General features: G+C 70.5%; 22 protein-coding genes. 16 read left to right on the top strand and 6 right to left on the bottom strand.

The window, feature by feature from the left end; genetic code table 11:
* Positions 1-5 precede the first annotated feature (5 nt).
* Positions 6-1,610 (bottom strand): carboxyl transferase domain-containing protein, encoded by a 1,605-nt coding sequence (locus ACVN90_RS08205; RefSeq protein WP_475101647.1) that lies wholly within the window; start codon positions 1,608-1,610, stop codon positions 6-8.
* Between the two features lie 135 nt (positions 1,611-1,745).
* Between ACVN90_RS08205 and ACVN90_RS08200 the strand changes: the two genes are divergently transcribed.
* Both ACVN90_RS08200 and ACVN90_RS08195 read left to right on the top strand, forming a co-directional pair.
* Positions 1,746-2,342 (top strand): SACE_7040 family transcriptional regulator, encoded by a 597-nt coding sequence (locus tag ACVN90_RS08200; RefSeq protein ID WP_475101646.1) that lies wholly within the window; start codon positions 1,746-1,748, stop codon positions 2,340-2,342.
* Between the two features lie 29 nt (positions 2,343-2,371).
* Positions 2,372-4,189 (top strand): alkaline phosphatase family protein, encoded by a 1,818-nt coding sequence (locus ACVN90_RS08195; RefSeq protein ID WP_475101645.1) that lies wholly within the window; start codon positions 2,372-2,374, stop codon positions 4,187-4,189.
* Between the two features lie 39 nt (positions 4,190-4,228).
* Here ACVN90_RS08195 and ACVN90_RS08190 read toward each other — a convergent pair whose 3' ends face one another.
* The 3 genes from ACVN90_RS08190 to pdhA are packed head-to-tail and all read right to left on the bottom strand — an operon-like array spanning position 4,229 to position 7,769.
* Entirely contained in the window at positions 4,229-5,629 is a 1,401-nt protein-coding gene (locus tag ACVN90_RS08190; RefSeq protein ID WP_475101644.1) for a dihydrolipoamide acetyltransferase family protein, read from the bottom strand.
* Complete coding sequence (locus ACVN90_RS08185; protein WP_475101643.1) at positions 5,626-6,636, bottom strand: alpha-ketoacid dehydrogenase subunit beta; 1,011 nt, start codon at positions 6,634-6,636, stop codon at positions 5,626-5,628. The genes ACVN90_RS08190 and ACVN90_RS08185 overlap by 4 nt, the downstream gene beginning before the upstream one ends.
* A gap of 2 nt (positions 6,637-6,638) precedes the next feature.
* A complete protein-coding gene (pdhA, locus tag ACVN90_RS08180) occupies positions 6,639-7,769 on the bottom strand; it encodes a pyruvate dehydrogenase (acetyl-transferring) E1 component subunit alpha (protein WP_475101642.1) in 1,131 nt (376 codons plus the stop codon).
* A 164-nt stretch (positions 7,770-7,933) separates the two neighbouring features.
* Here pdhA and ACVN90_RS08175 point away from each other — a divergent pair, with 164 nt between their 5' ends.
* Entirely contained in the window at positions 7,934-8,407 is a 474-nt protein-coding gene (locus ACVN90_RS08175) for an Lrp/AsnC family transcriptional regulator (RefSeq protein WP_045302332.1), read from the top strand.
* Here the strand turns inward: ACVN90_RS08175 and ACVN90_RS08170 are convergent.
* Complete coding sequence (locus ACVN90_RS08170; RefSeq protein ID WP_475101641.1) at positions 8,379-9,389, bottom strand: EamA family transporter; 1,011 nt, start codon at positions 9,387-9,389, stop codon at positions 8,379-8,381. The genes ACVN90_RS08175 and ACVN90_RS08170 overlap by 29 nt on opposite strands.
* A 75-nt stretch (positions 9,390-9,464) precedes the next feature.
* On the opposite strand from ACVN90_RS08170, the gene ACVN90_RS08165 reads away from it, so the two are divergent.
* Complete coding sequence (locus tag ACVN90_RS08165) at positions 9,465-10,019, top strand: CGNR zinc finger domain-containing protein (protein ID WP_475101640.1); 555 nt, start codon at positions 9,465-9,467, stop codon at positions 10,017-10,019.
* Here the strand turns inward: ACVN90_RS08165 and ACVN90_RS08160 are convergent.
* Positions 9,979-10,878, bottom strand: a complete 900-nt coding sequence (locus ACVN90_RS08160; RefSeq protein ID WP_475101639.1) for an alpha/beta fold hydrolase — start codon at positions 10,876-10,878, stop codon at positions 9,979-9,981. The two genes, ACVN90_RS08165 and ACVN90_RS08160, sit on opposite strands and share 41 nt — an antisense overlap.
* An 88-nt stretch (positions 10,879-10,966) precedes the next feature.
* Here ACVN90_RS08160 and ACVN90_RS08155 point away from each other — a divergent pair, with 88 nt between their 5' ends.
* The 12 genes from ACVN90_RS08155 to ACVN90_RS08100 all read left to right on the top strand — a co-directional run bounded on the left by ACVN90_RS08155 (position 10,967) and on the right by ACVN90_RS08100 (position 19,115).
* Positions 10,967-11,698 (top strand): exonuclease domain-containing protein, encoded by a 732-nt coding sequence (locus tag ACVN90_RS08155; RefSeq protein ID WP_475101638.1) that lies wholly within the window; start codon positions 10,967-10,969, stop codon positions 11,696-11,698.
* 152 nt (positions 11,699-11,850) lie between these two features.
* Positions 11,851-12,057 (top strand): hypothetical protein, encoded by a 207-nt coding sequence (locus ACVN90_RS08150; RefSeq protein WP_475101637.1) that lies wholly within the window; start codon positions 11,851-11,853, stop codon positions 12,055-12,057.
* Complete coding sequence (locus ACVN90_RS08145; protein WP_475101636.1) at positions 12,054-13,655, top strand: recombinase family protein; 1,602 nt, start codon at positions 12,054-12,056, stop codon at positions 13,653-13,655. The genes ACVN90_RS08150 and ACVN90_RS08145 overlap by 4 nt, the downstream gene beginning before the upstream one ends.
* 318 nt (positions 13,656-13,973) lie before the next feature.
* On the top strand, positions 13,974-14,312 hold the full coding sequence (locus ACVN90_RS08140; RefSeq protein ID WP_475101635.1) for a hypothetical protein: 339 nt from the start codon (positions 13,974-13,976) through the stop codon (positions 14,310-14,312).
* Positions 14,313-14,539: 227 nt separating this feature from the next.
* Positions 14,540-14,818, top strand: a complete 279-nt coding sequence (locus tag ACVN90_RS08135) for a hypothetical protein (protein WP_475101634.1) — start codon at positions 14,540-14,542, stop codon at positions 14,816-14,818.
* 206 nt (positions 14,819-15,024) lie between these two features.
* Positions 15,025-15,807, top strand: a complete 783-nt coding sequence (locus tag ACVN90_RS08130) for a hypothetical protein (RefSeq protein ID WP_475101633.1) — start codon at positions 15,025-15,027, stop codon at positions 15,805-15,807.
* Entirely contained in the window at positions 15,804-15,995 is a 192-nt protein-coding gene (locus ACVN90_RS08125; protein ID WP_475101632.1) for a hypothetical protein, read from the top strand. Before ACVN90_RS08130 ends, ACVN90_RS08125 begins: the two co-directional genes overlap by 4 nt.
* A 445-nt stretch (positions 15,996-16,440) precedes the next feature.
* A complete protein-coding gene (locus tag ACVN90_RS08120) occupies positions 16,441-17,364 on the top strand; it encodes a hypothetical protein (RefSeq protein WP_475101631.1) in 924 nt (307 codons plus the stop codon).
* Positions 17,365-17,472: 108 nt separating this feature from the next.
* Positions 17,473-17,613, top strand: a complete 141-nt coding sequence (locus tag ACVN90_RS08115) for a hypothetical protein (RefSeq protein ID WP_475101630.1) — start codon at positions 17,473-17,475, stop codon at positions 17,611-17,613.
* A gap of 611 nt (positions 17,614-18,224) precedes the next feature.
* Complete coding sequence (locus tag ACVN90_RS08110; protein WP_475101629.1) at positions 18,225-18,620, top strand: hypothetical protein; 396 nt, start codon at positions 18,225-18,227, stop codon at positions 18,618-18,620.
* Positions 18,621-18,624: 4 nt separating this feature from the next.
* Positions 18,625-18,831 carry a hypothetical protein gene (locus ACVN90_RS08105; RefSeq protein ID WP_475101628.1) on the top strand — a complete coding sequence of 69 codons (207 nt, stop codon included), beginning with the start codon at positions 18,625-18,627 and terminating at the stop codon, positions 18,829-18,831.
* On the top strand, positions 18,828-19,115 hold the full coding sequence (locus tag ACVN90_RS08100; RefSeq protein WP_475101627.1) for a hypothetical protein: 288 nt from the start codon (positions 18,828-18,830) through the stop codon (positions 19,113-19,115). The genes ACVN90_RS08105 and ACVN90_RS08100 overlap by 4 nt, the downstream gene beginning before the upstream one ends.
* Positions 19,116-19,131: the final 16 nt, after the last annotated feature.

The raw sequence follows: 19,131 nt of genomic DNA, 5'->3' as shown, positions 1-19,131 counted from the left end.
GTTCCTCACATCCGGAAGACGCCGAAGCGCGGTTCGGGCAGAGGGGTGCGCGAGACGACGTCGAGCGCGAGCCCGAGGAGGTCGCGGGTGTCGAGCGGGTCGACGACGCCGTCGTCCCACAGGCGGGCCGTCGCGTAGTACGGGTCGCCCTGTTCCTCGTACCGCGCGCGGATCGGGGCCTCGAACGCCGACTGATCCTCGGCCGACCACTCCTCGCCGCGCGCCTCGAGCTGGTCGCGCTTGACGGTCGAGAGCACCGACGCCGCCTGGTTGCCGCCCATGACGGAGATGCGGCTGGCCGGCCACGTCCAGAGGAACCGCGGTGAGTACGCGCGACCGCACATCGAGTAGTTGCCGGCACCGAACGACCCGCCGATGACGACGGTGAGCTTCGGCACGCGCGTGGTGGCGACGGCGGTGACCATCTTGGCCCCGTCCTTCGCGATCCCGCCGGCCTCGGCATCGCGTCCGACCATGAAGCCCGAGATGTTCTGCAGGAACAGCAGGGGCACCCCGCGCTGGTCGCACAGCTCGATGAAGTGGGCGCCCTTCTGGGCGGACTCGCTGAACAGCACGCCGTTGTTGGCGACGATGCCGACCGGGTGCCCGTGGACGCGCGCGAACCCGGTGACGAGCGTGTCGCCGTATTCGCGCTTGAACTCGTGCAGCTCGCTGCCGTCGACCAGGCGCGCGATGACCTCGCGCACGTCGTAGGGCTGGTTCACGTCGACGGGCACGACACCATACAGATCGGATGCCGCGACCGCCGGTTCGACGGCGGGCACGACCTCCCACGCGGGCTCAGCGGGCGCCGGCAGGGTCGCGACGATGTCCCGCACGATCTCGAGGGCGTGCTCGTCGTCCTCCGCGAGGTGGTCGACGACGCCCGAGCGCCGGGCATGCAGCTCTCCCCCGCCGAGCTCCTCGGCCGTGACGACCTCGCCGATCGCCGCTTTCACCAGGGGCGGACCGCCGAGGAAGATCGTGCCCTGATTCCTGACGATCACGGTTTCATCGCTCATGGCCGGCACGTAGGCGCCGCCGGCCGTGCAGGAGCCGAGCACCGCCGCGATCTGCGGGATGCCGGCAGCGGAGAGACGCGCCTGGTTGAAGAAGATGCGACCGAAGTGGTCGCGGTCGGGGAACACCTCGTCCTGCATCGGCAGGAAGGCGCCGCCGGAATCGACGAGGTAGAGGCAGGGCAGACGGTTCTCGAGCGCGATCTCCTGCGCCCGCAGGTGCTTCTTGACGGTCAGCGGGTAATAGGTCCCGCCCTTCACCGTCGCGTCGTTGCACACCACCATCACGTGGCGGCCGTGCACCAGTCCGATCCCCGCGATCACGCCGGCGGCGGGGGCCTCGCCGTCGTAGAGGCCCTCGGCGGCCAGGGGCGCGACCTCGATGAACGGGCTCCCCTCGTCGAGGAGGCGCGTGACCCGGTCGCGCGGCAACAGCTTGCCGCGGGCGACATGCCGCTCGCGCGACGCCTCGGGTCCGCCGACGGATGCGGCGGCCAGCCGCTCGTGCAGCCTCTCGGCCAGTTCCCGCTGGGCATCGCGCGTGCGCGCGAAGGCCTCGTCGTGCACTGCGGCGGTGCTCAGCACGCTCATCCGGATCTCCCGCGCATCTTCCTCGACGTCACGATCGGATCACGTCCGTTGTCGGGACGCGATCGAATTGGTTAGTGTTCACTAACTGAGGTTCAGGTTAGCGAGCCTTAACTGGAATTACAAGCGGAGCATCAGATGACGAACGGTGTCACCGACCGCGATCGTGCGAAGGCCGACCGCCACGCGGCGATCCTCCACGAGGCGGCCGCCCTCTTCGCCGAGCGCGGCTTCAGCGGCGTCAGCCTCGAAGACATCGGCGGAGCGGTCGGGGTGAGCGGTCCCGCGCTCTACCGTCACTTCGCCAACAAGCAGGCGCTGCTCGGCGCCATCCTCGTCGAGGTGAGCGAGCGACTCCTCGCGGGCGGCCGCGCCGTGCTGGCGACCCACCAGGAGGCGGACGAGCAGCTGGACGCGATCATCGCCTTCCACGTGGAGTTCGCGCTGCGCGACGCCGACGTCATCCGCGTGCAGGACCGCGACCTCGCGAGCCTCAGCGACGACGACCGCCACACGGTGCGGCGCCTGCAGCGCGAGTACGTGGAGGTGTGGATCGGCATCCTCTCCACCGTCCACCCTGAGCGCGACGAGGACGACCTCCGCGTGCGTGCGCACGCATGCTTCGGCCTCATCAACTCGACCCCCCACACCGTGCGGGCCTCCCGGTCACGCCCCGGCGAGCGCGATGTGCGCGGCATCCTTCGCACGATGGCCCGCGCATCCCTGACCGCGTGAGCCGGGCGAGGGCCTAGTCTGGACGGACCATGACGGGGCATGGCCTGCAGGACGACGCCGGGGCGGGGCGCGTCCACGGCACCGAGACGTCCGGTGACTCCCCTGCGCCCGAGCCCGGTGACGCGAGCTCGCGTCGGGACTTCCTCAAACTCGGCGGGGTGGCCGCCGCCGGCCTCGTCGTGGGCGGTGCGGTGGGCGCCGCCGCCGGCGCGTCCATCGGCCGCACGATCGGCTACCGCGAAGGGTCGGTCGACTTCGGCCCCGTACCGCCGCGTTCCGAGCCCGGCTTCGACCACGTCGTCGTCCTGATGGGCGAGAACCGATCCTTCGACAACCTCCTGGGTTGGCTGTACACGCCCGAGAACCTGCCCGACGGCGCCACGTTCGACGGGCTCGCGTTCGGCGACTATGCCAACACCGCCCCCTCCGGCGAGCGCGTCGCGGTCCACGCCTACTCGGGCCCCACCGACGACGTGATGGCGCGGCCGGACCCGGATCCCGGCGAGGAGTTCCCGCACGTCAACACCCAGCTGTTCGGCGTCGTCGACCCGAGGGACAACGCGGCAAGTCAGGTGGGCGACATGACCGCACCGTTCAACGCCCCGCCGTCCGGCACCGCGCCGACGATGGAGGGATTCCTCCACGACTACTGGAACAACATCACGCGGCTGCGCCACGGCAAAGAGCCGACGATCGACGAGGCGTCGCACATCATGGGCGGCTTCTCCCCCGAGCAGCTTCCTGTGCTGTCGACCCTGGCGAAGGGCTTCGCGGTCTTCGACGCATGGTTCGCCGCGGTGCCGTCGCAGACCTACTGCAACCGGTCGTTCTTCCACGCCTCGACATCCCATGGCTTCGTCACCAACAAGCACGGCGGCGGCTACGACAAGTGGCTCGATGCGGCTCCTACGCCCACCATCTTCAACCGGCTCGAGGATGCCGGCATCCCGTGGAAGGTCTATTTCGACGAGATGCAGCTGGTGTCGCTCACGGGCATCCTGCACGCGCCGGTGCTCGAGAAGTACTGGCGGACCGGCCGGTTCGGGCACATGACGGAGTTCTACGACGACGCGAAGGCGGGCACGCTGCCGGCCTACGCGTTCATCGAGCCGCGGCTGGTCTACAACCACAACGACTTCCACCCGCCGTTCGGCGCATTCCGCGAGAGCGAGGTCGACGGCTCGGCCGTGGTGGACTCCGCGGTGTCGGACGTACGCGCAGGCGAGAAGCTCGTGGCCGACGTCTACGAAGCCATCAAGTCGAGTGCGACACCGGACGGATCGAACGCGATGAACACGCTGCTGCTCATCACGTTCGACGAGCACGGCGGGACGTACGACCACGTGCCGCCGCCGACGGCGACACCGCCCGTCGCGGACGATGAGCCGGGCGAGATGGGGTTCGCGTTCGACCGGCTCGGCGTGCGCGTGCCGACGATCGCGGTGTCGGCATACACGCGCGCCGGCACCATCGTGCACGACGAGATGCATCACGCCGCGGTGGCCGCGACGCTCGCGCGCCTGCACGGGCTGCGTCCGCTGACCCGGCGCGATGCCGAGGCGCGCGACCTGTTCTCGGTCGTGAACCTCGACACGCCCCGCGACCCGGCGACGTGGCCCGTGGTGCACCCGATGTACGTGCCACCCAATCCCGCCGAGGACGAACTGACCGACCTCAAGGACGGACCGCACCGGAGCAAGCCCCTCAGCCCGCCCGGACGCGGCCTGCTGGGGCTGCTGCTCGCGCGGTACGCGGCCCCCGGCTCTGCCGAGCCCGAGACCTACGCCGAGGCGTACGACGTGCTGCAGAAGCACGGCCTCGGGCTCTTTTACCCCAAGAAGGACTGACCGGCCGGCCCCCAAGGTGCCGGCCGATCAGCGGCCTTCTCACCGCAGCAGCATCGCCCGTCCGGGCTCGCGGAGGATGTCCGCGACATCCACGAGGAACCGCGACCCCTGCTCGCCGTCGACCAGCCGGTGGTCGAACGACAGCGCGAGCGTCATGACGTCGCGCAGCACGATCTCGCCGCGATGCTCCCACGGCTGGCGTCGCACCGCGCCGAGCGCGAGGATGCCCGCCTCCCCGGGGTTGATGATCGGCGTGCCGGCGTCCACGCCGAACACCCCGACATTGGTGATCGAGAACGTGCCGCCCATCATGTCGGCCGGCGACGTCTTGCCCGCGCGTGCGGTCTCGGCGAGCCCGCGGATGGCGTCGGCCAGCTCGACCAGTGTCAGCTCTTGGGCGTCGCGGATGTTCGGCACCACGAGCCCGCGCCCTGTCGCCGCCGCGATGCCCAGATTGACGTAGTGGTGCTCGACGATCTCGCCTGCGGCATCGTCCCATTTCGAGTTGAGGCCCGGGTGGCGAGCCAGCGCGAGGCACACGGCCTTCGCGGCGACGGCCATGATCCCGATCCGGTGCTCCTGCAGGTCGCGGTCGCCCTTCAGCGAGGCGATGAGCTCGCTGGTCGCCGTGACGTCGACGGTCAGGAACGTCGTGACGTGCGGCGCGGTGAAGGCGCTGCGCACCATCGCATCGGCGGTCATGCGCCGCACTCCGCGAATGGGCGTGCGCGTCGTGCGCTCCCCGGTGGCGGCAGGCATCGGCATCTCGAACGTCTCGACCGGCTCGGCCGCGGCGGGTGCGCTCGTCGTCGCACCCACGCGGGTCGCGTACGCCTCGACGTCGGCGCGGGTGATGACGCCCGACGCCCCGCTCGCCTCGACGAGCGCGAGGTCGATGCCCAGCTGCTTCGCGAACTGCCGCACCGGCGGCGTCGAACGCGGGCGCTCGACCGGACGCTCCACGACGTCCGTGAACTGGATCGCGTCGTGCGGAGCCGCCTCGAGGACGGCGGTATCGGATGCTGCGGCCACCGCGCCGGCGACACGGGCGCGGCGCTGCGGGCGCCCGGCCCCCTTCGGCGCGGCCCCGTAGCCCACGAGGTTGGGCTCGGACTTCGCCGGCTCGGCCGGTGCGCTCTCGGCGGCCTCGGGAGCGGAAGCCTGGGCCTTCGCGGCGGGCGCCGCGGGCGCAGCATCCGAGCCCCCGATGTCGAAGGAGATCAGCACCGAGCCGACCGCGACGATGTCGCCCGCTTCGGCGTGGAGCGCCGTGATGGTGCCGGCGTACGGCGACGGCAGCTCGACGACGGCCTTCGCGGTCTCGACCTCGGCGATCGTCTGGTTGAGCTTCACCGTGTCGCCGACGGCGACGAGCCACTGCACGAGCTCGGCCTCGGGAAGGCCTTCGCCGAGGTCGGGGAGGGTGAAGTCCTGCGTCATGACTCCACCCCCGAAAGGCTGTTGGGCCGGTCCATCACGCGGTCGACGGCGTCGAGGATCCGGTCGAGGTCGGGCAGGTGGTGCTTCTCGAGCTTCGCCGGCGGGTAGGGGATGTCGTGCCCGGTGACGCGCTGCGGCGCCGCCTCGAGGTAGTTGAAGCAGCGCTCCGTGATGCTCGCGATGAGCTCGGCGCCGACGCCCGCCTCGCGCGCGGCCTCGTGGGTGACCACGACACGGCCGGTCTTGCGGACCGACGCGGTGACCGTCCGGTAATCCACGGGCGAGATCGAGCGCAGGTCGATGACCTCGATCGAGACGCCGTCGTCTTCGGCGGCGGTCGCGGCGTCGAGCGCCGTCAGCACCTGCGAGCCGTAAGTCAGCAGCGTGACGTCGCTGCCCTCTCGAGCCACGCGGGCCAGCCCCATCGGCGGGGCATCCGCGAGCTGGACGTCGAGGTCGACTTCGCCCTTGGCGTGGTACAGCCGCTTCGGCTCGAAGTAGACCACCGGGTCGTCGGACGCGATCGCCTGCCGCAGCATGACGTACGCATCCTGCGGGTTCGACACCGCGATCACGCGCAGGCCCGATGTGTGGACGAAGTACGCCTCGGGCGACTCCGAGTGGTGCTCGGCGGCGCCGACGCCGCCGGCCCACGGGATCCGGATCGTGATCGGCATCTTCACGTTGCCGCGCGTGCGGTAGTGCAGCTTCGCGACCTGGCACACGATCTGGTCGAACGCGGGGTACACGAAGCCGTCGAACTGGATCTCGACGACGGGGCGGTAGCCGCGGAACGCGAGCCCGACCGCGGTGCCCATGATGCCCGCCTCGGCGAGCGGGGTGTCGATCACGCGCTGCGCGCCGAACCGGTCGAGCAGACCGTCGGTGATGCGGAACACGCCGCCGAGTTTGCCGATGTCCTCGCCCATGACGAGGACCCTGTCGTCGTCCGCCATCGCGCGGCGGAGTCCTTCGTTGATGGCCTTCGCCATCGTCAGCTGCGCCATCGTCACACCCCCTCGGCCGCCGGGGCGAACCCGTCGAGGTAGGCGCCGAACCACTCGCGCTGCTCGGCGAGGCCCGAGTGGGGCTCGGCGTAGACGTTGTCGAGCACGGTCAGCGGGTCGCGGGTCTGGGCGGTCATCGCCGCCTCGCGCACGGACGCCGCAAGGGCGTCGGCGGCCGCCTCGACGTTCGCCACGAAGGCGTCGTCGAACTCGCCGCGCGATCGCAGCAGCGCCTCGACGCGCGTGATCGGGTCACGGCGACGCCACTTCTCGACCTCCTCCTTGTCGCGGTAGCGGGTCGGGTCGTCGGAGGTGGTGTGCGGACCCATGCGGTAGGTGACCGCCTCGATGAAGGCGGGGCCGTTGCCGCGACGCGCGTTGTCGAGAGCCCAGCGCATCGCCGCCAAGCACGCCAGCACGTCGTTGCCGTCGACGCGCATGCTCGGGATGCCGAAGCCCGGCGCGCGCCCGGCGATCGGGAACTTCGCCTGCACCGTGACGGGCTCCGAGATCGCCCACTGGTTGTTGGTGCACACGAACACCACGGGAGCGCGGAAGGACGAGGCGAACACCATCGCCTCGTTGACGTCGCCCTGGCTGGACGCGCCGTCGCCGAAGTAGGCGACCGACACCTGGTCCGTGCCGTCGCGCTGCACGCCCATCGCGTAGCCGACCGCGTGCAGCGCCTGCGCGCCGATGATGATCTGCTGCGTGGCGGTGTTGATGTCGTAGGGGTTGTAGGTCGAGTGCTCCTCGCCGCGCCACGCGAGCACGAAGTCCGCGGGCTTGCCGCCGCGGGCGTAGACCACGCCGGTCTCGCGGTAGCTCGGGAAGGCGAAGTCGTCGGCGCGCAGGGCGCGGGCGGTGCCGATCTGGGTCGCCTCCTGCCCCTGGCACGGCGGCCAGAGGCCCAGCTGACCCTGTCGCTGCAGGGCGACGCCCTCGGTGTCGATGCGCCGCAGGAGCACCATGTCGCGGTAGAGGCCGCGCAGTGTCGCGGCGTCGACGTCGGCCACCCAGCGATCGAGCTCGGGGTCGGCGATGCGCTCGCCGTCGGGGGTCAGCAGTCGCGCGACATCCTCGATGTCGGTGGCGAGATCCGCTGTGGGTGTCAGGGTGTGCGTCATCGTCATCACTCCTCTTGCCGGTCCCCTCGTGAGGGACCGCTTGGCGTGCGCCGGCCTCTTCGCCGGCTGCTTCAACGGTACGTCCGCATCGCACCTCGCTCAAGCATTCGAGGACTTCTTGAGCATGTTGACAACTGAAGCACACCAAAGCCGTGCTAACGTTGCGCACTATGAGTGCACTCGATCACGTCGACCTGGAGCTGCTCGCAGCACTCTCCGCCGACCCGCGCGCGACCGTCGTCGCACTCGCCGAACGACTCGGCCTCTCGCGCAACACCGTCCAGGCACGCATGTCGCGCCTGGAGAAGGCGGGGGTCTTCCTGTCGTACGAGCGAGCCATCTCGTCCGCCTCCCTCGGGTTCCCGATCGAGGCCTTCATCAGCGTCATCGTGCGGCAGGCCGATCTGCCCCGCATCGCCGTCGAACTCGCGCGCGTCCCGGAGGTCGTGCAGGCCCACGGACTGTCGGGTCAGGTGGACCTGCTCGTGCGGGTCGCGTGCCGCGACACGCAGCATCTGTTCGACACCGACGCCCGTATCCTCGCGATCGAGGGCGTCGAGCGCACCGAGACCTCGCTCGTCATGGGCGAGGTCATCGCCCACCGCGTGACACCTCTTATGGAGCTGGCACGACGGGAGTCCTAGCGGCAAGCCCCTTCGGGTTGCCCGTCGATGACGAGTCGGCGCGGACGAGCACCACGCCGACGAGGATCAGCGCACCGCCGACGAACTGGATGGGCGCGGGCACCTCGGCGAGGAAGATCCACGCGAACATGAGGGCGAACAGCACCTCGGAGAGCCCGACGAACGACGCCACACGAGAGCCGATGCGCGGAACCGCCATCACGCCCAGCGCGTAGCCGAGCGTCGTCGCGATCGCGGCGACCCAGAGGAGCGGCATCCACCACGGCACGGCCACACCGGCGAGCACCACGTCGACCGCCGGCGCCTGGAAGGGCATGATCCCGGTCAGGCACAGCACGCCCATCACGATCGCACCGGTGAGGAGCCCGCTCGCGGCCAGCGCCAGCGGCGGCAGGTCGTCGCCGGCCCGCTCCGAGATCACGAAGTAGGCGCAGACGCACACCGCGGCAGCCAGTGCCAGCAGAGTTCCGATCAGGTCGAAAGAGGCACCTGAGATGTCGACGACGAGCACCAGGCCGACCATCGCGACCGCGGACCCCCACAGCACGAGCGCCGACGGCGCTTTGCGCGTACGCACCCACACCGCCGCCACGAGCATGACCGGCGCGAGGTATTGGATCAGCAGTGCCACGGCCACCGGCATCCGCTGCATCGCCGAGAAGAAGAAGAGCTGGCAGCCGAGCACCGGCATCAGACCGAAGCCGACGATGAGCCGCCAGTGCCGCTTGAGGAACCCACGCTGCCGCTTCATCGCCAGGAACAGCGCCGGCGAGAGCACCAGGCCCGCGATCCCCATGCGCACGAGCAGCGCGGCGCCCAGTGACCAGCCGGCCTCGAGGAGCGGCTTCACGAAGGGTCCGCTCGACGAGAACGCCAGGGCCGATGCGACGCCCATGACCAGTCCGGAGGTGCGCATTCGCGCATTCGACGCGAAGGCGGTGCCCGGGGCGATGATGGGGAGGGACGCGGTCGAGGCGGTCATGGGCGACATCCGGCTGTCAGGGGTGAAGACTGCTTACACTGGTGACAGTATCGGAAGGGAATGTCAGGAGTCAACGTGGTTTTCATTCATGACACGCGAAGGACGCTGATGATGGTCGTCGACCTCGTCAACACGCTCCCCGGCTTCGACGACGAAGACACCCTGCAGACGCTCGACGACCTCGACGAGTTCCTCATCCGGCAGCCGTACACGGGGACGATCCATCGGGATACCGAGACCCTCGATGCCGTCCGCGCGGTGCGCGCGCGGCTACGCCGAATGTGGGAAGTGGACCGGGCCGGCGCGGTGCCGCTCGTGAACGCGATGCTCGCCGACGGCGAGGCACTCCCCCGCCTCGTCATCCACGACGACTACGACTGGCACATCCACGCGACGTCCGACGAGTCGCCACTCGCGACGCGCATGTTGGTCGAGGCCGCCATGGCGTTCGTCGACGTGATCCGCTCCGACGAGTACGGGCGCGTGCGCATCTGCGACGCCGACGACTGCGACTCCGTCTACATCGACTTCTCGAAGAACGGCTCGAAGCGCTACTGCGACACCGGCAACTGCGGCAACCGCATGAACGTCAACGCGTACCGGCGTCGGAAGGCGCGAGAAACCGCGTGATCGCGTCGGCGGCGGCCGCCGGCGTCTCGTAGTGGATGAGATGCCCGACGTCGGGGATCTCCACCAGTTCCGCGTCGGGGAACATCGTCGCGAGCTTCCGCTCGGCCTCGATCGGCGTGATGTCGTCCCTCACGGCGGCGACCAGCAGCGTCGGCTGCGCGATGCGCGGAGCGAACGCGCGCACGTCGTTCGACACCGACGCGACGAACGCATCGTGCAGCACGTCGCGGTCCGCGAACCGCGAGAAGTAGGTGTCGTGCTGATCGTGTACGAATCGACGGATGCCGGAATCCTTGGTCTTCGCCATCGAGACGCTCATGACCCGCACGATGAGGCCGTTGCGCAGCAGCGCCTCGCCCAGACCCTTCGGCAGCTTCGCGCCGGCCCAGTAGTAGAAGACCGCGAGCCGGGTGAGGATGCCCCGCGGGCCCTCGAGCGCGGGAGCGCCGATCGGGTTCACGAGGATCACGCGGGGCGTCTCGAGGCCGCCGGCGACGGCGGCCGAGACGACGATCGAGCCGAACGAGTGGCCGAGGATCACGGCTTCGGGGGCGACCGTCGCCGCGAACTCGCCGAGCCACTCTGCGTAGAGGTCGAGATCGTGGATCCGCCCGGGGACCGGCGCCGTCTCGCCGAAGCCGGGAAGGTCGGGCGAGATGACCCGCACGCTCGGCAGGTGCGCGACCACGGGCTCGAGCCCGTGGTGCTCGCCGCGGAAGCCGTGCACCGCGACGATGGTCGTGTCGGCGTCCGCTGGCCCGTAGACCCAGTACGCGGTCGTGCCGCCGAGCACACCGACCTCGCACCGCTCGACGGGGATCTCGTCGAGGAGCGGGGCGTACGGATTCGGCGTGGTCACCCGTCGAGTCTACGAGGCGTTCCCCGGGCGCGGCTGTGCGCGGAGCGCCTCCGGACGGATGTCGGAGGCGACGCATACCGTGAACGGCATGAGTCACCCGCATCCCGAACAGCTCCCGCTGTGGGATGTGCCGGACTGGGTGCGCCTGGTGGGCGTGTTCGACCTCGAGACCACCGGGATCGACGTCACCGCCGACCGCATCGTGACGGCGCACGTGGGCCTGCTCGATGCGGCGGGCCGCGTCATCCGTGCCCGCGACTGGCTCGCCGACCCCGGCGTCGAGATCCCCGCGGGCGCGAGCGCGATACACGGCATCTCGACGGAGCACGCACGGGTGAACGGCCGGCCGGCCGCTGAGGTCGTGGGTGACGTGGTCGCGGCCGTGCGCGCACTTCTGGATGCCGGCATCCCGGTGGTCGCGTACAACGCGCCGTTCGACTTCTCGCTGCTCAAATACGAGTCGCTGCGGCACGGCATCGCGCCGATCGAGAACCCGTCGCCCGTCATCGACCCCCTCGTGGTGGATAAGGCGTACGACCGGTGGCGCAAGGGCAAACGCACGCTCGAAGTGGTCGCGGCCCACTACGCCGTTCAACTGGACGCCGCGCACGAGGCGTCGGCCGACGCGGTCGCGGCCGGCCGCGTCGCCCAGGCCCTCGCCGAGCGCTTCGCACCGTGGCTGCCCGAGACCGTGCACGAGCTGCACACGCGCCAGATCGGCTGGGCCCGGGCGCAGGCCGAGAGCCTCACCGAGTACTTCATCCGCATCGGGCGGATCGACCCCGACGACAGTCTCGACGGACGCTGGCCGATCTGCTGAGCGGGCATCCCTCCCGGGAAACGCAGAAGACCCCGCCGAAGCGGGGTCTTCCGGAAGAGCTGAGGCTTACTTGGAGCCGCCGAAGTTGTTGTGTGACCCCTAACTACACAACTCCGCGAGCAACCAACCCCGCCCAGGCGGCATCACTTCCCGTGAATGTCTACGCCTCCTCTGACCCGTTCGCGGGCACCACCTATCGCCACCTCACGACGGCCGCCGACGCGGTCGATACCGCCCGCTTCCACGGGAGCACCGAGGACGGCATCGGCTACGATCCGCGCGCCGCCGTCGCCGCGATCGATGACGCGCTCGCCGCCCTTGCCGCCGCACGGGCCATCCTCTCCGAGGCCATCGCATGACTCGGCCCCGGCCCCGCGCCGTCCTGTACGCCCGTCTCTCGCGCGAGAGTGTCGCCTCAACGTCCATCGCCGGTCAAAGTGACGACCTCTTCGGCCTCGCCGAACGCGAGGACTGGGACGTCGTCGCGGCGTTCGTAGACGAAGGCCTCTCGGGCGGCAAGCGCCGGGAAGCCGCCGAGGAGTCGCTCCGCATGCTCGCCTCGGGCGAGGCCGACATACTCGCGGCCTACGCCGTCGACCGCTACAGCCGACAGGGCGTCGGCGAGGATGCCGAGGTCGTCCGCGTCGTGCGGCGCGGCGTCGCGGAGGCGGCCCGACGACCCGGCGCGCTCGCTCCGCGCGTTGTCTTCGTCCGCGAGGGCATCGACTCGGCGACCGATCCGACGAACTGGGGAATGCGCTTTGCGTTCGCCTCCGAGCTTGCCTACAACGAGCGGCAACTCGTCCGCGCTCGCCAGATCGCCGCGCGCGATCGCATGCGGCGCCAAGGGCGAAACGCTGGGCACGGAACGCCTCCGTTCGGCTACCGCACCGGCCCACATCCGACTCTCGCCGTGGGCCGCGGATACCACGTCATCCCGGAAGAGGCCGCAATCGTCCGAGAGGTTGCCGGGCGCGTCATCGCCGACGAGTCGCTCGTCAAGATCGCCGCCGACCTTACGGCCCGCGGCATCCCAACCGCCACGAGTCCCGCCCGGCGTGCGGCGTTGGCGGGCAATCCTTACGACGGTCTCGGCCCGACACGCGATCCCGGCGTTTGGACCCTCGGCCGCATCCGCTCGACATGGAGGAGCGACCACCTCCTCGGGCGCGTCTCCCACAACGGATCGCCACTGTACGACGAGGCCGGGGCGCCCCTCGCACCATTCGAGCCAATCCTCACGCTCGATACTGCGCTCGCCATCCGCGCGCGCTTCGATGCCGCAACCCGCGCCCCCGCGAAGCGCCGCGCCACCGCTCTCCTCTCAGGCGTCGCCTTCTGCTCGGGCTGTGAGGGGAAGATGTACCCGCGGTCAACGGGCCGTCTCGGGTATCTCTCCTACACATGCTCGGCGGCAGGGCGCGGGCGTACGTGCCCGCGGCCCGTTTCCATGACCGTGCGGAAGCTCGACGCCGCGATCGCCGCGAGATACCTCGCAGTCATGGGGGATGTGCCCGAGGTCAAGGTCATCGACCGCTTCGACGACGGAGGGAGCGGCGACGAGCTCGCCGAGACTGAGGCGCGCCTCAAGGAGCTCGCGGCGAGGCTCGTGACGGTCGACGACCCAGCCGAGGTCAGCGCCCTCATGGGTGCTCTCGGCGCTCTCAAGAGTCGCCGCGCCTCCCTCCGCGAGGTCACCCCTTCGCGAGTGTCCGAGTTCGTGCCGACGGGTCGAACCTACGGCGACGCATGGCGCGACGCCGAGAGCGACGACGAGCGACGCCGACTTCTCCTCCGTGCTCTCGATCACGTGGTCGTGCACCCGGCGAAGGCTCATGAACGCCTCACCTACCGCTGGCACCCGGCGCCCGACGAGCTCGGCGAGGTCGGCGGCAACTCCCGCGGCCCCGGCGACCCAGCCAAGCGCCGCACGCCCGCCGTCACGCGCCCGGCGTGAGGGACGAAATCGTCCCCCGGGGGACGGTTCGCGCGCTTTTGCGGTTCGGTCTATAACGCCGGAGAAGAATCTCTCTCACTTCTGCACCTTCTGCACCGCCGCCCCGGAATGACGCGGCAGAATCCGGTGCAACTTCGGTGCAACTTTCCAATTCCTGCACCGGGACGGACAGCGACCTTGGGCAGGGCACCCGCGCCGGGCGGCCTCTCCCCACGTCCCCCGATTCTCGGCAGTTCTGGGCAGTGGCACCTTCGGGGGCCGTCTCCTCTTCTGTGAGCGTCGAGCGACGCTTCGCCATCTACACGGAAGAGATTGATCATGACCACCACAACCGCCCCCGCCGCCAAGCTCCGCGACGCCCGCGACCGGCTCCGCGCCCAGGCCGCCGAGTTCGTCGAGGACATCGCGGACGGGTCCGCACCCGACTTCGAGGGCATCCAGACAACCACCCAAGAGCTCGACACGGTCCTCAGCGACGATCTGAGCGCGTCGCGCGGCCCCGCCCTCGACAAGCTCAACGCCCTCATCTTCTCGTTCTCGGGAGATGTGCACCGCTGGGCCGAGGACCACCGAAACGGGCTCGCCGTGACTCAAGAGGCGCGCCACCTTGCGGCGCTCGTCGACATCTACGCCGACCTCCTCGACTCGGCGGCGTGAGCATGTCGGCACCCGTCGCCTTCACTCTGCCGACGTCGTGCCGCGCGTGCGGCGGCCCCATCCGCTACAGCGGGCGAGGCCGTCGTCCGACGACATGCTCGCCAGAGTGCCGACGCATCATCCGAACCGACGATGTGCGCGTCCACCGCGACAAGAACCGCACGCCGCCCGCGGTGTCCGCCCCGGTCGCGCCTCCGTCTGCCGACGTCGCGGCAATGGCCGCCCGCGTGCGAGTCCAACTCCGCGAGAGCGCCGCGGAGCGCGCCAGCCGCTACGAGGACCGCCTCGCCGCGCTCGCGACCGAGGCGGACTTCGCCCCGTCCATCGGCGCCGAGCTCGGTACGGACGCGGACCCGCTCCCCATTAGCGTCGTCCGTCTGACCGCGAACGGCACCGAGTGGAGCGGCGACCGACGCGCCCGCGCGCGCTCGAAGGACGACGCCGCCCGCTGGCTCGCCGAGCACCACCCCGAGGAGCTCGCGACCTTCCCCGCGGCCCTCATGTAACCGAATCCTCTAGAGGTGAGGGACCTAGTCCGCCGCCACGCGCGCCCCTCCCCTTACACGTCCGGCATCCTTGCCGGTTGTCTCTTCTTGGCGGAGCGAGACACCTGAACGCCCCCGGCCCTTTCTCGCGAAGGTCACCGGGGGCGTTCGCATGCCCACCCCTCGATGCTCCGCCAACGCACGAGACAAGCCTCCTAGGACCACCCGTGACTATCGACCCCGAGGCCGTGCTCGGCCTCCTCGCATACGCGCGCGATCCTGACGCGAACACGTCCCCACTTCCCCCGCAATCCGCGCGCATCCAGCGCCGCGACGCCAGCGTCGGCGGCCCCGTCACCTTCCCGGAAGAGTGGCCCGCCGCGCTCCTCGGCTCGGCGGCGCTCGCTGTCGACCTCGCCGCGCGAGGTGTCAGCTACCGACCGCCCACGCCACGCCGTGCCGCCGCCTACGTCCTTGACGAGGCGACCGTAGAGGCCATCGTCGTCGCCCGGATGGCCGCCGACGTCCTCGTCGAGGCATCCGCGCCACTGTACGAGCTCGGCGGCGCTCACCGGCTCGACGCGCACGCCCTCCGCGCTTCTGCGCGCGTGCTCCGCACCTCGCGGCCCGCCGAGGGAAACCTCCTCCGCAACGTGCGGACGCACCTTCCCGCACCCGTCGAGCTCGGCGTCGATGCCTTCCTCGCGACCTATGACGACCGCGACCGCGTCCGACGCTCCGCGCTCGGCGACGACTACCTCGCCGCGGGCTCACCCGGCGACCTGTCGACTACCGGCCTCTACGCCGCCGCTCGCGATCGCTGGGCGCCTCCTGTCCGCATCGAGGGCGTCTTCCACTTCCGGCCCGCGCGAGCCCTCGCCGCCAAAGGCGCCCCGCCAGCGTCGCCGCTCGACGACCTCCCCACGGCACTCGCCGAGCTCGTCGCCCGACATGGCGCCGACGCTGTCGCCGGGCTCCTCGCCGAGCTCACGAAGGACCGCCCCGCATGACCCATCCCACCCCAGATCGTCGACCGGGCAGAATCGCCGCCCTTCTCGGCGTCTCCCGCGTCCATGCGCGCTTCCTCCTGAGCATCCCGCGCCCGCTTCGCGCCGAGCTCCTCGACGAGCTCGCCCGCGTCGGCGTCGGCCGCACCCTGGCGTTTACACGCACTCAGCCCAGCGTGGAACACCCCTAGACCCCCTCCGAGCTCCCGCCGACCCTCACCCGCGCCCTGAGCGCATCACCGCGGCCTGAGGAGCTCGTGAGGCCCTTCCCCCGCTCGCCACCCCGGCGCGCGGTCCCGCCCGCACGTCGCCGAGCTTCGCGAGCTTGACGAAACGACGGGCTCCTCGTTGACCCCCGCGAACGGTCGACGGCCCCTGTCCCGCGTCCCCTGGCAAGTGCCACGGGACACCCCGCGGGACTCCTCGGGACGCGCTACGCGCCCCACTCGCGGCCTCACCGCCGCACACCCCGGCCAACGGCCTCCCCGACCTTTCTACGCCCGCAAGGCGGCGCGTAGCGGACGGGAGCCAATCGGCCGGCCTCGACGCCAGGCAAGGCCCCGCGTCAACCGCAAGGCGGCTCCCTAACTCCCCCTCCCGGCGCATCCCGCGCCTCGACTCCTTAGGAGCCCACAAATGGCTAACGCCTTCATTCACGACCCCCAGACCATCGCCGAGCTTGCCGCGAAGCTGACCGGGGCCGACTTCAACCTCGCCAAGCTCATCAGCACCGACGTAGCGGCCGAGTTCGCCGAAGGCTCGGGCGCGACCGTGCGAGTCCGCGTCCCCGGCGCGATCCCGACGCGCTCCAAGCCGATCGGCAACAAGACGACCGCCCTCGTCGCCGATGAGCTCACCGAGCAGTACATTGACGTCACCCTGAGCGATCACCTGTACAACCTCGCGATCCTCTCCGAGGGCGACCTCTCGCTCGAAATTGGCGATTACGCGCGACAGGTGCTCGTGCCGCAGACCCGCGCTATCGCGGCGAAGATCGAGGCGCTCACCGCCGCCGCGCTGTCGGCGACGCCCGAGACGACCACGATTGCCTACTCGGCGTCGGCGCCCGCAAAGGCGATCACTGCCGCACGGCGACAGCTTCGCCTGAACGGCGTGCCCGAGTCGGCGAAGCTGACCGCGGCCGTCGGCGCGACCGTCTACGCCGACCTCCTCGACGCGGACCCTGGAAAGGGCTTCGACGCGAACGGAACGCACGTGCGCGGCGTCGAGGTGATCGAGTCGACGCGCCTGTCGCCGACCGAGATTGTCGTCTTCATCCGCGAGGCGTTCACCCTCGTCGCTCGCGCGCCGATCGTGCCCGCGGGCGCACCCTACGGCGCCTCGATCAAGACGCCGATCGTCGACGCCGAGCGCGGCGCACAGTTCGCTGTGCGCGTCGTGAACGACTACGACAGCAATGTCGCGGCTGACCGCTCGCTCGTGTCCTCGTTCGTCAAGGTCGCGCCGCTCCCCCTCCCGGTGGACCGCGAGAACGGCACGGTTGACCTCGTCGCCAACGGCGGCGTCGTCCGCATCGACACGGCGACCGCCCCGGCGTAACCCCTCGACGCCCTCGGCGTCACCCCGCTCGGCCCCTCGAAATGCTCGCGAGCTCGCGACCAAACCGAGGGGCCGAGCACCCAACCTCACCCCCTCCAAGGAGCAAGAATGACCACTCCCAGCACTCCCACCGTCTCCCCCGCTACCGCAGTCGTCCCGCGCACGTCGGCCGAGCTCGACGCCATCGTCGCCCACGCGATCGCCGAGAACCCCGTAATCGTGATCCCCCGCGACGCCGCCGCAGAATAGCCCCCCCCCCGGTCGCGGAAGCCACCCCGGGCGCCAGGGATGCCGCCCGGGGGTCTACCCCCCGCCCCCTACACACCCCCAATCGCCTCTATGCGCCGCGCTGGCGCGTCGAGGAGCTCGGCCGCGCGTCCTGTCATGCGCTCGGCCGAGAGCTCACGGCCTTTCCTCCTTGGGGCGCGGTGAGTGCACGCGACGGCGTCAGACACCGTGCGGCGTGAGCGCGTGGTCGAGTAACGGGCTCGACGCGACGCGCATTGATCGCTCGTCATCCTCTTGAGCTCGCCTTCATGGCGAGTTTGACGAGCGATCCCCGCGGCCTCGCTCCTCGGCGTCGATTACCGACGCCTGAGTCGAGCGAGGCCGCCCCCAACCCGCCGCGAGGGTGGGGGGCCTTCAAGTCGGCCCCGTCGCTTCCCTCCCGGAGAGGCATAGCGCTACGCGGTCGATGCGCATCCCTCGCCGTTTTTGAAGATTGGGGCCCATTTTGGCCGTTTCAGCCGCGTAATCACGCGGGAGCGACGCCTCCGCCTCCCCGTCGAAAACACGCACCTAAGGGCCTCTAACGCCTCACGACACGCCGCAAACCGGCCCGCCGCACGACTGGAGCCCTCATGCCTCGACCCCTTCCCCCTGCCCTCTCCGAGCTTGAGGGTGACCTCGGCGTAGAGGCGGGCACCCTCGACGGCGTCGACAAGGTCCGCGCGGAGCGCTCGCTCGACAAGGCCACCACGCTCGTCCTCGCAGAGGTCGCGCCCGGCACCGTCGAGCGCTGGACTTCCGACGCTCCCGCCGTCGTCGAGCTCGTCGTCCTGACGGCCGCTCGCCGCGGCTACGAGAACCCCCGCGGAATCAACCAAGAGACGCTCGGCGCGCACACCGTCGGCCTCTCCGAGTCCACGGGCGTCTACCTCACCGCTCGCGAGCTCGGCCAAATCCGACGCGCCGCAACCGGCCGCCGCGGCGCCGCGCGCTCCGTCCGGACTCCCTCCGCCTACGAGGGCCGCTGACCCGATGCTGACCGACCCCGTAACCGTCCACCTCGGCGACGAGCTCATCGAGGTCGACCTCTTCGCCCCCGGCTCTTCCCTCGCGCTCTACCGGCAAGAGTGGCAACTCTGGGCTACCCTCGCCGCCCGCCGCATGCTCGACGAGCAAGCCGCGTTCGAGCTCGCCATCGACGCGTGCCTCGCCTCGCTCGCCCGGCTCCGCGCCGCATGAGCCGCGACCCTGACACCTGGCGTCGCTACCGCGCCCGGCACCCTTCCCGTGTCCGAGCCGCCAACACGGCGCGCTCGGTGGCCCGCTCCGCGCGGACACCCAAGGGGATCGACGCCGACCGCCGCCGCATTCACCCCGAAGGCGTCAAGCGTTGCCCGACCTGCCGCGAAGGCCTCCCCTTCGAGGCCTTCCACGCCAACCGCTCCCGCCCCGACGGCCTCGGCGCGATCTGCCGCGAGTGCGACCGCGATGCCCGCCACGAGCGCGCACACACCCGCCCCTAGCCCCTAGCCCCTCAAG

Source organism: Microbacterium sp. F01 (genome assembly GCF_056156365.1).
This window is presented reverse-complemented; position numbering and strand designations above follow the sequence as displayed.

What these genes read in the sequence shown, in the direction of transcription:
- ACVN90_RS08115 (WP_475101630.1), top strand. Translation starts at nt 17,473, where the DNA reads ATGACCACTCCCAGCACTCCCACCGTCTCCCCCGCTACCGCAGTCGTC.
- ACVN90_RS08200 (WP_475101646.1), top strand. Translation starts at nt 1,746, where the DNA reads ATGACGAACGGTGTCACCGACCGCGATCGTGCGAAGGCCGACCGCCAC.
- ACVN90_RS08105 (WP_475101628.1), top strand. Translation starts at nt 18,625, where the DNA reads ATGCTGACCGACCCCGTAACCGTCCACCTCGGCGACGAGCTCATCGAG.
- pdhA (WP_475101642.1), bottom strand. Translation starts at nt 7,769, where the DNA reads ATGACGATGACGCACACCCTGACACCCACAGCGGATCTCGCCACCGAC.
- ACVN90_RS08185 (WP_475101643.1), bottom strand. Translation starts at nt 6,636, where the DNA reads ATGGCGCAGCTGACGATGGCGAAGGCCATCAACGAAGGACTCCGCCGC.
- ACVN90_RS08125 (WP_475101632.1), top strand. Translation starts at nt 15,804, where the DNA reads ATGACCCATCCCACCCCAGATCGTCGACCGGGCAGAATCGCCGCCCTT.
- ACVN90_RS08190 (WP_475101644.1), bottom strand. Translation starts at nt 5,629, where the DNA reads ATGACGCAGGACTTCACCCTCCCCGACCTCGGCGAAGGCCTTCCCGAG.
- ACVN90_RS08110 (WP_475101629.1), top strand. Translation starts at nt 18,225, where the DNA reads ATGCCTCGACCCCTTCCCCCTGCCCTCTCCGAGCTTGAGGGTGACCTC.
- ACVN90_RS08100 (WP_475101627.1), top strand. Translation starts at nt 18,828, where the DNA reads ATGAGCCGCGACCCTGACACCTGGCGTCGCTACCGCGCCCGGCACCCT.
- ACVN90_RS08140 (WP_475101635.1), top strand. Translation starts at nt 13,974, where the DNA reads ATGACCACCACAACCGCCCCCGCCGCCAAGCTCCGCGACGCCCGCGAC.
- ACVN90_RS08170 (WP_475101641.1), bottom strand. Translation starts at nt 9,389, where the DNA reads ATGACCGCCTCGACCGCGTCCCTCCCCATCATCGCCCCGGGCACCGCC.
- ACVN90_RS08155 (WP_475101638.1), top strand. Translation starts at nt 10,967, where the DNA reads ATGAGTCACCCGCATCCCGAACAGCTCCCGCTGTGGGATGTGCCGGAC.
- ACVN90_RS08120 (WP_475101631.1), top strand. Translation starts at nt 16,441, where the DNA reads ATGGCTAACGCCTTCATTCACGACCCCCAGACCATCGCCGAGCTTGCC.
- ACVN90_RS08145 (WP_475101636.1), top strand. Translation starts at nt 12,054, where the DNA reads ATGACTCGGCCCCGGCCCCGCGCCGTCCTGTACGCCCGTCTCTCGCGC.
- ACVN90_RS08195 (WP_475101645.1), top strand. Translation starts at nt 2,372, where the DNA reads ATGACGGGGCATGGCCTGCAGGACGACGCCGGGGCGGGGCGCGTCCAC.
- ACVN90_RS08175 (WP_045302332.1), top strand. Translation starts at nt 7,934, where the DNA reads ATGAGTGCACTCGATCACGTCGACCTGGAGCTGCTCGCAGCACTCTCC.
- ACVN90_RS08205 (WP_475101647.1), bottom strand. Translation starts at nt 1,610, where the DNA reads ATGAGCGTGCTGAGCACCGCCGCAGTGCACGACGAGGCCTTCGCGCGC.